Genomic DNA, 14,408 nt, shown 5'->3' on the forward strand with positions numbered 1-14,408 from the left:
GTGCACGCGCCGCCCGCCGTTAGGGTGGCGAGGTGACCGGTACCGCACCCGACCTCGACGAGCCGCCGGAGGTCCGGCGGGGACCGGGACGCCCGCGCGACCCCGACCTCGAGGAGCGCGCTCTCGAGGCGACGCTCGCGGTCTTCGGCGAGAAGGGGTGGACCGGCCTCACCATCGAGGAGGTCTCGTCGCGCGCGAGGGTCGGCAAGTCCTCGATCTACCTGCGGTGGAAGGACAAGGAGACCCTTCTCGCGGCGGCGCTGCGCCACTCGCAGCAGGAGCCCGAGGTGGACGAGGCCGCGCCGGACGAGGACACCGACGGCACGCCTGCCGAGCCCGCCGAGCCCGCCGAGCAGACGCTGCGCGAGTACCTGGTCGCGCACGCGACGCGACGCGCGAACCTGTACCTCGGTCCGCACGGCCTGGCGATGCTGCGCCTGTACGTCGAGGCGCGCGCGCATCCCGACGTGTTCGCCGAGATCCGCCGCGAGGCGATCACCGAGTTCGTGCTCGAGGAGCGCCACCGGGTCGCCGCCGCCATCCGTGCAGGGGACCTGGCTGCGGACGCCTCACCGGTGCTGATCCTCGACGCCGTCGAGGGGGCGATCTTCATGCACATCCTGGTCACGCCACCGCACCTGGTCGACCGGGTGCGCCGCAACCTGCCCGACTACATCGAGACCATGGTCGACAACCAGCTGCGGGCGGCGAGCCCGGTCAGCCCTCGCGGAACGTGACCCCGAACCCGCCGCGCGGGTAGTGCCAGGTCAACGCGCCCGGCGCCGCGACCGCGCGGCACGTGCCGCACTCGAGGCACGCGGCGTAGTCGACGAGGATCTCGCCGTCGCGTTCGCTGTACACGCCGGCCGGGCACACCGCGATGATCGCCCTGCCGGTGCCCGTGCTGCGGCACAGCTCCTGGTCGACGTGGATGTGGGACTCCTCCTCGTCGAGCTCGAACCTGTTCGCCGCAAGCCTCTCGGAGACCGTCGTCGTCCTCACAGTGCACGCACCCCCGCCCATCCGTCGCTCATCAGCTGGCGCACCGTGACCGGTGACCTCTTCAACGCCTGGCGGGCGACCGCCAGCAGGTGTCGGCGCGGCGTCGTGTCGAGCCCGAACACCCCGTGGAACACGTCCGCGGCGAGCTCGCCGTACGCGCCGTACATGCCGGTCCGCTCCAGGAACTTCGGCGCCCGCGCATAGGTCGCCATGTCCTGGAGCACGAAGCTCTCCTCCAGGCGCCGCCGGTAGCCGGCGAGTCCCGTCGCCGTGACGTCTCCCGCCGCGACGGCCTCCACGATCGCGTCGGCCGCAGCGATCGCGGACCCGATCGCGAGATCCATCCCCCGGACCGTCAGGCCGCTGTTGATCGTGAGCCCCGCGGCCTCACCGACCACGACCAGCCCATGCGTCGCGACCGTCCCGACCATGTCCGCGCCGCCCTCGGCGACGAGGTGCGAGCCGTACTCGAGCACCTCGGCGTCGCGTACATACGGCGCGAGCCCCGGGTGCTCGAGGAAGTGCTCGAACACCTCGATCGCGGTGTGCCCGGAGCGGACGAGGTCGTCGAGGCGGAGCACGACGCCCAGGGACAGCGACTCGGCGTTCGTGTACAGGAACCCGCCACCGCCGATGCCCAGCGTGCAGTCCCCGACCACGGCGTGCGCCGCGCCCTGGTCGCCCGTGAGCCCGAACCGGTCCTCGATCGCGGTGCGCGGGAGCCTGAGGACCGTCTTGACCCCGACGGCCAGGTGGTTCGTCGGCTCGGTCCGGCGCAGGCCGAGGTCGCGGGCGAGGAACGAGTTCACGCCGTCGGCGGCGACGACCACGCGGGCGCGGAGCTCGTCGTCACCGGCGCGCACCCCCACGACGCGCGGCGCACCGTCGGGTCCCTGTTCGGTCAGCAGCGCGTCGACGCGCACGCCCGCCATGAGGAAGACGCCTGCCTCCTCGGCCTTGGACGCGAGCCACGGGTCGAACCGGGCGCGCAGCACGGTGACCGCGTTGACCGGTTCCGCGAGCCGCTGCGAGCTGTAGTCGAGGCTGACCGCGGAGTCGGCCGTGAGGAACGTCGTGACGTGCCGCGTGATGCGCCGCTCGACCGGCGCCTCGTCGGCGAACCCGGGGAACACCTGGTCCAGCACCCGTCCGTAGAGCACGCCGCCGCTCAGGTTCTTGGCCCCGGGCGCCTCGCCCCGCTCGATCAGGACGACCGACAGCCCCTGCTGGGCGAGCCGGTACGCGGTGACCGAGCCGGCCGGCCCGGCGCCCACGACGATGACGTCGAAGTCGGGCTCGACGGCGTCGGTCATGATCGCGCCGCCCGGAACGCGTCGGCGAGCAGCGGCACGACCGTGTAGAGGTCGCCGACGATCCCGAAGTCGCACTCGCGGAACACCGGGGCGTTCGCGTCCGCGTTCACCGCGACGATGGTCTTGGCCTCGCGGACTCCGACCATGTGCTGGATCTGCCCGGAGATGCCGACCGCGACGTACAGGTCGGGGCTGATCGTCTGGCCCGAGATCCCCAGGTAGCGCTCCTTGGCGACCCAGTCGACCCCCTCGGCGAGCGGGCGCGAGCACGCGAGCTCGCCTCCGGCCGCCGCGGCGAGGTCCTCGATGAGCGCGAGGTCCTCGCGCGCCTTCAGACCACGACCGACACCGACGACGGTCTTCGCCGAGCCGAGGTCGACTCCGGCGTGCTCGGCGACGCGCCGGGCGGTGACCCGCAACGGCAGCAGCGCACCCGGGTCCACCTCCTCGACCGCGACGGGCACGGCACCGGAGACCGCACTCCCCGGCGCGAGCGCGACGACGGCCGGCCCGGCGACCACGCGGTCCCGGCGCAGCGCGATGCCACCGTTGACGGCCCGCTCGACGACCACCTGGTCGCCGTCGAGCGACAGCTCCGCCACGCCGGCGAGCACGACGGACCCGGTCGCCGCCGCGACGGCACCGAGCAGCACCCGACCGGCGTCGGTGGCCGGTCCGACGACGACGCGCGGCGATGCCTCGGCGACGACGCGTCCGACCGCAGGACCGTAGGCCTCGACCGGGGTGCCGTCACCGGGCTCGCCGAGCCACACGACGCGGTCCACGCCAGCGACCGCGACCGCGTCGGCGACGGTGCGCCGACCGGCGACCAGAGCGACCAGCGACGTGCCGAGCGGACGTGCGGCCTCGAGGAGCCCACCGATGCTCGCGTCGTCTGCGACGACGACCCATGCCTGGGAGGAGACGTTCATGTCGGGATACCTCTTCTTCGTCTACAGGACGCCGGACTGGCGCAGGGCTGCGGTGAGCTGGGCGGCGGCGGCCGGCAGGTCGGAGGCGTCGAGCATGACGCGCTGCCGGTTGCCGGTGTCCGGCCGTGCGGTGGACACCGGCGCGAGCGTGACGGCCGGTGCTGCGACGTCGAGCGCCGCGAGGTCGAGCAGCTGCGTGGGCTTCTTCGCGGCCCCGAGGATCTCCTTCATGCCGGGGACCCGCGGCAGCGCGGCGTCGGCGGTCGCCGCGAGGACGACCGGCCCCTCGACGGCAACGGTCTCGACGCCGCCGGCGACCTCCCGCTCGACGACGACGGAAGCACCGTCGGCCGTCACGGTGCGGACCGAGTTCAGGCCGGGCCAGCCGAGCTGCGCCGCCAGGGTCATCGCGACCTGACGGTCGCCGACGTCGACCGAGGACTCGCCCGCGAGGACGACGTCGACACCGTCGATCGCACGCACCGCCCCGGCGAGGACGGCCGCGAGCGTGGTGCCGTCCGCGCCGCTGAGCGCGTCGTCGGCGACCATCACGAGGGAGTCGAGACCACGCGACAGCGCGGCCTTGCGAGCGAGCGGCGAGTCGATGGCGGCCGCGCCGACGGTCAGCCCGACCACCTCGCCCCCGCAGGTGTCCGCGAGCGTGCGGGCGAGCTCGAAGGCGACCGGGTCGTACTCGCTGACCGCGCCCTTCGCGCGGTTCCAGTCGACGGTGCCGTCGGGGCCGACCTCGGCGTCCTGGGGGTTCGCTGCCCACTTGTAGGCGACGACGATCTTCATGGGTGTCTCTCCTTCACCGTGCCGATGCCGAGGCCTCAGCTGTGGTCCTTGACGATCTGGCGGCCGGCGATGTGCACCATGATCTCGTCGGTGCCGCCGCCGAACCGGTGTCCGCGCAGGTCACGCCACAGGCGCGAGACGCGGGTGCCGACCGTGACGCCGACCCCGCCGAAGATCTGCATCGCCTCGTCCGCGACCTCGAAGGCCGCCATCGCGCAGTACCGCTTGCACAGTGCGCCCTGGCTCTTGAGGGGCAGTCCCTGGTCGACCATCCACGCGGTGCGGTACACGAAGTTCCGCATGTTCTCGAGCTTGATGGCCATGTCGGTGAGCTTCAGCTGGATGAGCTGGAAGGACCCGATCGGCTTGCCGAACTGGACCCGCTGCGCCGCGTAGGACGCGGCGTCGTCGAACGCGCACTGCGCCTGGCCCAGGCAGTTGGCGGCGATCACGAGGCGCTCGAGCTCGAAGTTGCGCATGAGCTGCTTGAAGCCCGCGCCCTTGACCCCGACGAGGCAGCTCTCGGGCAGCGTGACGTCGTCCATGAAGATCTCGCACGAGTCGCTGATGTGCCAGACGATCTTGTCCAGGCGGTTGGTCGTCAGCCCGGGCAAGTCCATCGGCACCAGGTACATCGAGATCGCCTCGCGCGGGTTCTCCACCGCGGGGTCCTTGGCCATGACGAGCAGGTTCTTCGACGCGAGGGCGCTCGTGATGAGCGTCTTCGTCCCGTTGAAGGTCACCATGCCGTCGTGGTGGACGGCCGTCGTCGCCATCGCCGAGTTGTCGGAGCCGGCACCCGGCTCGGTGAAGCCGAGCGCGAACGGCACCTCACCCGCGGCGAGGTAGCCGAGGATCTCGCGCTTCTGGTCCTCGTTGCCGAACTCGAGGATGTCGGTGGCCTGGAGGAGCTCGAGGCCGTAACCGTTGTTGAGGCCCTGTCGCGCGACGCGCTCGGCGAGCAGCACGAGCGTGACCGCGTCGCAGGGCGTCCCGCCGTACTCCTCGGGGAACCCGAGAGACCCGAACCCGGCATCGTTCATCGCCTTGCGGAACGACGTGGGCTGCTGGTGGTTCAGGTCGAGATCCGCGATGTACGACTCGGGGCACTCGCGCTCGAGCAGGTCGCCGAGGCTCTCGAGCAGGAGCTCTTGTTCGTCGGTCAGGCCGAAGTCCATGGTCGTGCGCCTTTCGCTGTCGAGGTGTGCGCCGTCCTGCTGCGCTCCGGGCCACCGTGGACGGCGCCGTGACCTCATCGTGGGGGCCGCCCACGGGGTCGTTCGCAGGACGATCGTCCTAATTACCGACGCATTCCGTCCGGAATCAGAAATCGACCGCCCAGACCGGGACGTTCGGCCCGTGACGCCACGGACGAACTCCCGAACGCTGTGCCGCGAGCAGGTGCGGCGAGGCTCGCCGACGCCCACCGCCCATCCGGACGTTCGACCCCTGCACGACCCTCCACGAAGGAGCACCGAGAGTGGCACACGTGATCACCGCGGCCCAGGCCGCCGAGCTCATCCATGACGGGGACACGGTCGCTCTCAGCGGCTTCGGTCTCGCCTGCGTCAACGAAGAGGTGATCGCCGCGGTCGAGAAGAGGTTCGTCGAGACCGGCGCACCGCTGAACCTCACCGCGATCCATGCGAGCGCCGTCGGTGACCGCCGCACCAAGGGCATGAGCCACTGGGGCCACGAGGGCCTGCTCAAGCGATGGATCGGCGGCATCGCGATCGCCTCGCCCGCCCTCGCGAAGCTGATCGAGGCCGACGGGTGCGAGGCGTACAACCTGCCCCAGGGCGTGATCACCCAGCTCTACCGCGAGATCGCGGCGAAGCGCCCCGGGATCATCACCAAGGTCGGGCTCGGCACGTTCGTCGACCCCCGCGTCGAAGGTGCACGGATGTCCCCCCGCTCGGTCGAGGACGTCGTGCACGTCATCGAGCTGGCCGGCGAGGAGTGGCTCTTCTACCCGTCCTTCCCGATCAACGTCGGGCTGATCCGCGGCACGGTGGCCGACGAGAACGGCAACCTCACCCTCACCAAGGAGGGCCTCAAGATGGAGGTCCTGCCGATCGCCCAGGCCGCGCACAACTCCGGCGGCATCGTCATCGCCCAGGTCGAGTCGCTCGCCCAGGTCGGGTCGCTCGACCCCAACGACATCAAGGTCCCCGGCGTCCTGGTGGACTACATCGTCGTCTCGGAGCCGGAGAACCACTTCCAGACCGAGAACACCCACTACAACCCCTCGTACTCCGGACAGGTCCGCACACCGCTGTCGGGCGTCGTGCCGATCCCGCTCAGCGAGCGCAAGATCATCGCGCGCCGCTGCGCGATGGAGCTGACCGAGGGTGCTGTCCTCAACCTCGGCGTCGGGATCCCTGCGGACGTCGGGACCGTCGTCGCCGAGGAGGGCGCAAGCGCCTCGGTGGTCATGACGACCGAGGCCGGTGCGATCGGCGGCGTCCCGGCGGGCCTCAAGGACTTCGGCCACGCCTACAACCCCGAGGCCTTGGTCGACATGCACGCGCAGTTCGACTTCTACGACGGCGGCGGCCTCGACCTGTGCGTCCTCGGACTGGCGCAGACCGACCAGCACGGCAACGTCAACGTCTCGAAGTTCGGCAGCCGGGTGGCCGGCTGCGGCGGGTTCATCAACATCTCGCAGGCCGCCAAGACCCTGCTGTTCGCCGGGACGTTCACCGCGGGCGGGCTCGAGGTCGAGGTCGTCGACGGCGCGCTCGCGATCCGCACCGAGGGCCGGGCCCGGAAGTTCCTCGACCACGTCGAGCAGATCACCTTCAGCGGCCAGTACGCCGCCGGCACCGACCAGCGCGTGCTCTACGTGACCGAACGCGCGGTGTTCCAGCTGATCGACGGCGCGATGACCCTCATCGAGATCGCGCCGGGCGTGGACCTCGAGACCGACGTCCTGGCGCACATGGACTTCACCCCCCAGATCTCCCCGGAGCTCGCCCTGATGCCCGCGGGCATCTTCCGCGAGACCTGGGGCGAGCTCGCCGCACAGATCACCTCCGCGCCGGCATCGGTGCCGTCGCCCACCGGAAAGGCCTGACCCATGCCCACCTCGTCCCCCACCATCAACCGGTGGTCGGTGCTCTGGGGATCCGTCGCGATCCTGATGTGCACCGGAGCCATCTACGCGTTCTCGGTGTTCGCCGGGCCGCTCGGTGCCGCGCACCACTGGTCGACGCCCCAGGTCATGCTGGCGTTCACGATCAACGGCGCCGTCGGCCCGATCCCGATGATCCTCGGCGGCTTCATCATCGACCGCGGCGGCTCGCGTCTCCTCGTGCTGGTCGGCGGCCTCATGTTCGCCGCCGGCTTCATCCTCACCGGTCTGGCCACCACGACCACCGCGCTGTACCTGTCCTACGGCCTGCTTGCGGGCCTCGGCCAGGGCTTCGCGTACTCGGCCTGCCTGAACAACACCCTCAAGCTCTTCCCGGACCGTCGTGGTCAGGCCGCCGGCATCATCACCGGCGGCATGGGTGCGGCGACCGTGATCGCCGCCCCGGTCGCCAACGCGCTGATCAGCAACTACAGCGTGACGACCGCCTTCGTGGCGATGGGGTCCGTGTACGCGGTGGTCGTCGTCCTGGGCTCGCTCTTCATCCGTCAGGCCCCGGTCGGCTACGCGCCCGAGGGCTGGGTCCGCCCCGCCTCCGACGGACGCGCGGTCAACCTCGACTGGACCGCGATGCTCAAGACCCCCGTCTTCTACATGATCTTCCTGATGATGGGCGTCGGGGCGTTCTCCGGTCTGATGATCGCCGCCAACGCCTCGGGGATCGGCAAGGGGATGTTCGCGCTCTCGGCCGCGACCGCGGCGGTGTACGTCAGCATCTACTCGGCCTGCAACGCTCTGGGTCGTGTGGCCTGGGGTGCGGTCTCCGACCGGATCGGCTACACGAACGCGCTCCTGCTGATCTTCGGCGTCGTCGCGGCCTCGATGCTCGTGCTCGTCACGGTCTCCTCCACGGTCGGGTTCGCGGTCGGCATCATCGGCCTCGGCCTGTGCTTCGGCGGAGTCATGGGCGTGTTCCCCGCGCTCACGATGAAGAACTTCGGTCCCAGGTTCCAGGGCATCAACTACGGGATCATGTTCACGGCGTACTCGGTCGCGGCGTACTTCGCCCCGAAGCTCGCTGCCGACATGGGCAGGGCGCACAACGGCGACTTCACGATCGCGTTCGAGATCGCGATCGCCCTGGCCGTCGTCGGTGCCCTCCTGACAGCGGTGTTCACCCGGGTCCAGAAGGCACACCAGGACGCGCTCGTCGCGCCCGCCCGAGAGTCCGTCGCCGTCTCCTGACGACGTCGGTACCAGACGCGCCGCCGGTGCCGGACCCACCACCGCGCACCGGCGGCGCAACCACTGCTCGTGACTGTCTGCTCGTGACCGGCCGCTCGCGCGTCCGCCCCCGCTCACCCCGCACGACTCCGATCCCCAGGAGCACCGATGACCCCGGCCGACGTGGGAGCCGCCGCCGCCCTCGAGCACGTGGCCCGCTGCGCGCCCCGCACCCGCTCGATCGTGTACGACGGCGCCGTCACGACGGCCGCTGACCTGCACGCGCACACCGGAGCGCTGGCCGCTGCCCTTGCCGCCGGCGGGGTCGGTGCCGGTGACCGGGTCGCCTACGTCGGACGCAACAGCCCCACGCTGGTCATGACGCTCCTCGCGTGCAGCCATCTCGGAGCGGTCTTCGTCCCGGTCAACTTCCGACTCGCCCCTCAGGAGGTCGCCGGCGTGCTGGCGGACTGCGACCCGCACACCGTCGTCGCCGAGCCTGCGCACCGGGTCACCGTCGAACGTGCCGCGACCGGCCTCCGCGTCGCTCGCTGGCTGCTCGGGGACACCGACCCGCTCGCGCTGACCGAGGCCCTCGACGCCGATCTCCCGGAGACCGCGGACCTGCCGGAGCCGTTGCCATGGGTCCCGCTGTCGCACGCGCTCCGCCACGGCGGTCCCGTCCCGCGCCGTGTCCGGTGCCACGAGGAGGACCTCGCCCTGCTCGTGTACACGTCCGGATCCTCCGGTCTGCCCAAGGGGGTCGCCCTCACCCACGGGAACCTGTGGTGGAGCGCCGCCAACATGGATCTCGCGACCGACTGCCGCAACGGCGACGTGCACCTGGCCGTCGCCCCGATGTTCCACATCGGCGGCCTCAACGCCTTCTCGCTGCGCACCCTCGCGCACGCCGGGACCCTGGTGATCCGGCGCGGCTTCGACGCTGCGCAGGTGCTGGCCGACATCCGCGACCACCACGTCACCACGTTGTTCGGCGTCCCGGCGATGTACGCGGCCGTCGCCCGCGCGGGCGACTTCGCCGGCACCGACCTCTCCGGCATCCGCGTCGCCCTCATCGCGGGGGCTCCTGTACCGAGGCGGATCGTCGAGACGTACCTCGAGCACGGGCTCCTCCTGCAGCAGTCGTGGGGCATGACCGAGACGGCACCCGCGGCGACCTGCCTCCCGATCGGTGAGGTCCGGTCTCGCCCGTGCTCGGCCGGTCGACCGCTCCCGTTCACGCAGCTCCGGCTCGTCGACCCGCGCACCGGGGCCGACGTCGAGGACGCCGACGTCCCGGGCGAGATCTGGGTCAGCGGCCCGAACGTCTGCATCGGCTACTGGCGGAACCCGCAGGAGACGGCCGAGGCCTTCGCCGAGCCCGGGTGGCTGAGGACCGGCGACATCGCGCGGCGGGACGCCGACGGGTACTACACGGTGTGCGGTCGCCTCAAGGACATGGTCAACAGCGGCGGTGAGAACATCTTCCCGGCCGAGGTCGAGCGTGCCCTTGCCGACGTCCCCGGCGTGCAGGAGGTCGCCGTCATCGGCGTCCCCGACCCCGTGTGGGGCGAGACGATCCTGGCGGCTGTCGCGTGCGTCGACGGGGCCGACCTCACTCTCGACGCGCTCCGTGCGCACGCCGCCCAGCGACTTGCCCGGTACAAGCTCCCGACCCGGCTCGTCGTGCTCGACGAGCTCCCGCTCAACGGTGCCGGGAAGGTCGACAAGCGCGCGCTGCGCGCCCGCGTCGGCGCCGAGGCCGTGGAGTGCACGGCCCGAACCTGACTCCTGGTACACCTGACCGCATGGTGCCCTCCCCTCCCCGCGCCGTCGGGTCCCCCGCTGCCGGGTCGTCGCACGCCGGTCCGCGCAGCGCGGGTCTGCGCAGAACCGTGTGGCGCAGCGCGGGTCTGCGCAACGCCCGGCTGCGCGACGCCCGGCTCCACGACGGCGCGGACGTCGGCCTGGGGATCGTCCTTGCGGTCGGTGCCGCGACGCGGGCCACGGTCGACGGAGCACCCTGGCTGCTCGCCACCGGCGCCGCGGTCGCGTGCGTCGCCCTCGTGGCCCGGCGTCGGTGGCCCGTGCCGGTGCTGGTCCTCCTGGTCGTCACCGCTGGGGGCGCCGCGCTGATCGGGCACCCGCTCGCGGCGCTGTTCGTCGCGGCGGAGATCGGCCTGTACACCGTGGCCGTCCGCACGCCCCGTACCGGGACCCTGCTCGCCGCGGCACTCACCGGTGCGGCGCTCTTCCTGTCCCTGCGCGCTGTCACGGCCGGCTCGCCGACCGAACCCGCGTCGCTCATCGTCGTCGTCTGGACGGCTCTCGCCGCCGCCGTGGGCGATGCGGTCCGCAACCATCGCGCGTACGTGACGGCCCTCGCGGAACGCGCCCACCGTGCGGAGGAGACCCGTGACGCCGTCGCGCGTGCGCGGGTCACCGAGGAGCGCGTCCGGATCGCGCGCGAGCTGCACGACGTCGTCGCGCACCAGCTCGCCGTCATCAGCGTGCACGCGGGCCTCGCCGCACGGAGCGTGCGCACCTCCCCCGACCAGGCCGAGGGGTCCCTCGCCCACGTGCAGGACGCCGCACGGACCGCCCTCGACGAGCTGGGCGCCGTCCTGCGGGTCCTGCGGACCGGCCCCTCGGGAGACGACCTCAGCGGCGACCCGGGCGGCGAGCCACCCGCGCCGGGGATGGCGGACGTCGACTCCCTGCTCCGGTCGTTCACCGAGATCGGGCTGGCGGTGCGGACCAGCGTGACCGGTCGACCGGTCGCTCTCGACGCGGCCTGCGACCTCACCGCGTATCGCGTGCTGCAGGAGGCGCTGACGAACGCGCACAAGCACGGCGCGGACGGCACCACGCTCGTACGGATCGATCATCGGGCCGACGGGCTCGACCTCGTCGTCTCGAACCCCTCCACCTGGCCGACGACCGCGCCCCTCCCCGGGATCCCCGGGACCGGCAACGGGCTCCTCGGCATGCGGGAGCGGGTGGAGTCGCTCGGCGGCCGACTCACGACGCAGTCGGACCGCGACGGGACGTTCCGGCTCGAGGCGCACATCCCGACGACACCGACGGCCGGACCAGCTCCGGAACCGACACCGACACCGGCACACGGCACGACCACCGGGCCCGCAGCCGTCGATCCGAGCCCGGACCTGCCCAGGTCCCTTCCGGGCGGTACCGCTCCCGATGGCGCTGCCGGGTCGACCGGGGCCGACCGATGATCCGCGTCGTGGTCGCGGACGACCAGGCGCTCATCCGGGCGGGGCTGCGCGGCATCCTCGAGGGCGAGGCCGACGTCGAGGTCGTCGCCGAGGCCGCCGACGGCCGCGAGGCGGTCGAGGCCGCTCGCCGCACCGGCGCGGACGTCGTGCTGATGGACCTCCGGATGCCCGGCGTCGACGGCATCGACGCGACGCGCCTGATCCGCGCCGATGCCGCTCTCGCGCACGTCCGGGTCCTGGTGCTCACGACCTTCGAGACCGACGACTACGTCGACCGCGCCCTGACGGCCGGGGCCGACGGCTTCCTCGGGAAGGGGGCCGAGCCCCGCGAGCTCGTCGACGCCGTCCGGGTCGTGGCGCAGGGCGGCTCGTCGCTCTCGTCGCGTGCGGCCCGCGGACTGATCGACCGGCTCCGGGCCTCGGCACCTCCTTCCCGCGGGGCGGACGACACGGCCGCGCGTGCCCTGGTCGCACGGCTCACCGACCGCGAGCGCGACGTGCTCCGGCGGGTCGCGTCGGGTGCGTCGAACGAGGAGATCGCCGCCGCGCTCGTCCTGTCCCCGCTGACCGTCAAGACCCACGTCAACCGGGCCATGACGAAGGTCGGTGCCCACGATCGGGCACAGCTCGTGGTCCTCGCGTACGAGGCCGGGCTACTGCCGCTGCAGTAGCCGACCCGGGCACGTTCCTGCAGCAGCACGACGACACGACGGGGCGTCCCCGGCGAGGGTGGTCCCATGACTCCTTCGCAGCACCGGGGTCGGCGGACGTCATGATCGTCGTCGACCAGGTCACCAAGTCCTACGGCGCCACTCGCGCCGTCAACGCGCTCTCGTTCACCGTCCGGCCCGGCGTCGTCACCGGGTTCCTCGGGCCGAACGGCGCCGGCAAGTCCACCACGATGCGCATGATGATGGGGCTCGACAAGCCCGACTCCGGGAGCGTGACGATCGCCGGCAAGGCCTACGTCGACCACACCGCTCCGCTGCACGAGGTCGGGGCGCTGCTCGAGGCCAAGGCGATCCACCCCGGACGCTCGGCCTACGACCACCTGCTCGCCCTCGCGCTCACGAACGGGATCCCCCGCCGACGGATCGCCGAGGTGCTCGACCTCGTCGGCCTGACGAGCGTCGCCCGCAAGCGCGCCGGGGCGTTCTCCCTCGGGATGGGGCAACGCCTCGGCATCGCCGCCGCTCTCCTCGGCGACCCCGACGTGATCCTGCTCGACGAGCCCGTCAACGGCCTCGACCCCGAGGGGATCCTCTGGATCCGCACGCTCCTGCAGGACCTCGCCGCGGAGGGGCGGACGGTGTTCGTGTCCTCGCACCTCATCTCCGAGATGGCCCTCACCGCCGAGCACCTCGTCGTCGTCGGCCGCGGGCGGCTCATCGCCGACACCTCGGTCGACGAGCTCCGCCGCACCGTCGCCGGGGCCAGCGTCCACGTCCGCGCCCCAGAGGCCGCCCGGCTCGGCCACCTGCTCGTCGACGACGGCGTCACCGTGACCTCCGGCCCCGACCCCCAGGAGCTCGACGTCACGGGGCTCGACGCCGCGACGATCGGCGACCGCGCCTTCGCCGCCGGCATCGCCGTGCACGCTCTCGTGCCCCGTGAGGTCTCGCTCGAGGAGGCGTTCATGCAGCTCACCCACGACTCCGTCGAGTACCAGCCGACCTCGCTCGCCGTGTCCGAGGGCCTCGCCGTGTCCGAGGGCCCTGCCGTGTCCGAGGGCCTTGCCGTGTCCGAGGGCATCGTCACCACCGAAGGGAAGGCCGCCTGATGGCCACCACCACCGTGCTCGACCGACCGGTGCCCACGGACCCCGTCCGGACCGGCGGCCTGCGCGACCCGCAGGACGTCGCACCCCTGCGCGTGACCGCGTGGCGCGTCATCGCCTCCGAGTGGGTCAAGTTCCGCAGCCTCCGCTCGACCGTCGTGACCATCGCCGTCGCCCTTGTCATCATCATCGGGTTCGGTGCGCTCGCGGCCGGGGTGGTGTCCGGCGACCTCACCCGGCCCACGGGCCCGGGCGGCGGCGGTGGCGGTGGCGGCGCGTTCGCCTCGAACCCGACCGCGGTCAGCCTCGCCGGGATGACGCTCGCCCAGATCATCGTCGGGATCCTCGGCGTCCTCGCGATCACCAGCGAGTACTCGTCGGGCATGATCCGCGCGACGCTCGCCGCCGTCCCCCGGCGCCTCCCGGTGCTGTGGGCGAAGGTGCTCGTGATCGGGGTGTCGACGTTCGTCGTCGCGGTGCCCGCGTCGTTCGGCGCGTTCGCCCTCGGCCAGGCGATCCTCGGGTCGGGGCACAACGTCACGCTGTCCGACCCGGGCGTGCTCCGCGCAGTGCTCGGCTCAGCCGCCTACCTTGCCGCGATCGCCCTGCTCGGCCTCGGCCTCGGCGCACTGCTGCGGCACACGGCTGGCGCGATCGGCGCCCTGTTCGGCATCCTCATGGTCGCCCCGGGCCTGCTGCCGCTGGTGCTGCCGAGCGGCTGGGTCGACTCGATCGTGCCGTACCTGCCGTCGAACGCCGGCGACTCGTTCACGGCGGTCGTCCCGAAGAGCGGGATGCTCTCGGCGGGGAACGGGGCGTGGGTGCTCGCCGCCTGGCTGGTGGTGCTGCTCGGGACCTCGGCAGTCCTGCTGCGTCGACGGGACGCCTGACCGCGGGCCGTCGCCGCAGCGGGCAGCAGCGGGCAGCACCGACCAGCGGGACCATCGACCCGGTTCACCTCAACTTCACCCTCGTGGCCTCTCGGCGGGGACACGATCGACGGACAGCCCACGCACAGCAGGGCAAACCACCTGG

General features: G+C 72.2%; 13 protein-coding genes. 8 read left to right on the forward strand and 5 right to left on the reverse strand.

Annotation, left to right across the window (positions count from 1 at the left end; translation table 11 throughout):
• Positions 1-32: 32 nt before the first annotated feature.
• Positions 33-737, forward strand: a complete 705-nt coding sequence (locus tag LJB74_RS05060) for a TetR/AcrR family transcriptional regulator (protein WP_259307500.1) — start codon at positions 33-35, stop codon at positions 735-737.
• Here the strand turns inward: LJB74_RS05060 and LJB74_RS05065 are convergent.
• Genes LJB74_RS05065 through LJB74_RS05085 form a run of 5 tightly spaced genes read right to left on the reverse strand, consistent with a single transcriptional unit; the run spans position 718 to position 5,223 of the window.
• Positions 718-1,002 carry a ferredoxin family protein gene (locus LJB74_RS05065; RefSeq protein ID WP_259307501.1) on the reverse strand — a complete coding sequence of 95 codons (285 nt, stop codon included), beginning with the start codon at positions 1,000-1,002 and terminating at the stop codon, positions 718-720. The genes LJB74_RS05060 and LJB74_RS05065 overlap by 20 nt on opposite strands.
• A complete protein-coding gene (locus LJB74_RS05070) occupies positions 999-2,315 on the reverse strand; it encodes an FAD-dependent oxidoreductase (RefSeq protein WP_259307502.1) in 1,317 nt (438 codons plus the stop codon). Before LJB74_RS05070 ends, LJB74_RS05065 begins: the two co-directional genes overlap by 4 nt.
• Entirely contained in the window at positions 2,312-3,247 is a 936-nt protein-coding gene (locus LJB74_RS05075) for an electron transfer flavoprotein subunit alpha/FixB family protein (RefSeq protein ID WP_259307503.1), read from the reverse strand. The genes LJB74_RS05070 and LJB74_RS05075 overlap by 4 nt, the downstream gene beginning before the upstream one ends.
• 21 nt (positions 3,248-3,268) lie before the next feature.
• Positions 3,269-4,045, reverse strand: a complete 777-nt coding sequence (locus LJB74_RS05080; protein ID WP_259307504.1) for a hypothetical protein — start codon at positions 4,043-4,045, stop codon at positions 3,269-3,271.
• 35 nt (positions 4,046-4,080) lie between these two features.
• Positions 4,081-5,223: an acyl-CoA dehydrogenase family protein gene (locus LJB74_RS05085; protein WP_259307505.1), complete on the reverse strand. Its 1,143-nt coding sequence runs from the start codon at positions 5,221-5,223 to the stop codon at positions 4,081-4,083.
• Positions 5,224-5,525: 302 nt separating this feature from the next.
• Here LJB74_RS05085 and LJB74_RS05090 point away from each other — a divergent pair, with 302 nt between their 5' ends.
• The 7 genes from LJB74_RS05090 to LJB74_RS05120 all read left to right on the forward strand — a co-directional run bounded on the left by LJB74_RS05090 (position 5,526) and on the right by LJB74_RS05120 (position 14,263).
• Positions 5,526-7,121, forward strand: coding sequence for an acyl CoA:acetate/3-ketoacid CoA transferase (locus LJB74_RS05090; RefSeq protein WP_259307506.1), 1,596 nt, complete (start codon positions 5,526-5,528; stop codon positions 7,119-7,121).
• Positions 7,122-7,124: 3 nt separating this feature from the next.
• Positions 7,125-8,381 carry an OFA family MFS transporter gene (locus LJB74_RS05095; protein ID WP_259307507.1) on the forward strand — a complete coding sequence of 419 codons (1,257 nt, stop codon included), beginning with the start codon at positions 7,125-7,127 and terminating at the stop codon, positions 8,379-8,381.
• 147 nt (positions 8,382-8,528) lie between these two features.
• Positions 8,529-10,148: a class I adenylate-forming enzyme family protein gene (locus LJB74_RS05100; RefSeq protein ID WP_259307508.1), complete on the forward strand. Its 1,620-nt coding sequence runs from the start codon at positions 8,529-8,531 to the stop codon at positions 10,146-10,148.
• A gap of 20 nt (positions 10,149-10,168) precedes the next feature.
• The gene (locus tag LJB74_RS05105) at positions 10,169-11,596 is read left to right on the forward strand and encodes a sensor histidine kinase (protein WP_259307509.1); all 1,428 of its coding nucleotides are present in this window, start codon (positions 10,169-10,171) and stop codon (positions 11,594-11,596) included.
• Entirely contained in the window at positions 11,593-12,267 is a 675-nt protein-coding gene (locus tag LJB74_RS05110; RefSeq protein ID WP_259307510.1) for a response regulator transcription factor, read from the forward strand. The genes LJB74_RS05105 and LJB74_RS05110 overlap by 4 nt, the downstream gene beginning before the upstream one ends.
• A 101-nt stretch (positions 12,268-12,368) precedes the next feature.
• Entirely contained in the window at positions 12,369-13,376 is a 1,008-nt protein-coding gene (locus LJB74_RS05115) for an ATP-binding cassette domain-containing protein (RefSeq protein ID WP_259307511.1), read from the forward strand.
• Positions 13,376-14,263 (forward strand): ABC transporter permease, encoded by an 888-nt coding sequence (locus LJB74_RS05120; RefSeq protein WP_259307512.1) that lies wholly within the window; start codon positions 13,376-13,378, stop codon positions 14,261-14,263. The genes LJB74_RS05115 and LJB74_RS05120 overlap by 1 nt, the downstream gene beginning before the upstream one ends.
• Positions 14,264-14,408: the final 145 nt, after the last annotated feature.

It is taken from the genome of Cellulomonas sp. P24 (assembly GCF_024704385.1).
GTDB lineage: Bacteria > Actinomycetota > Actinomycetes > Actinomycetales > Cellulomonadaceae > JAJDFX01.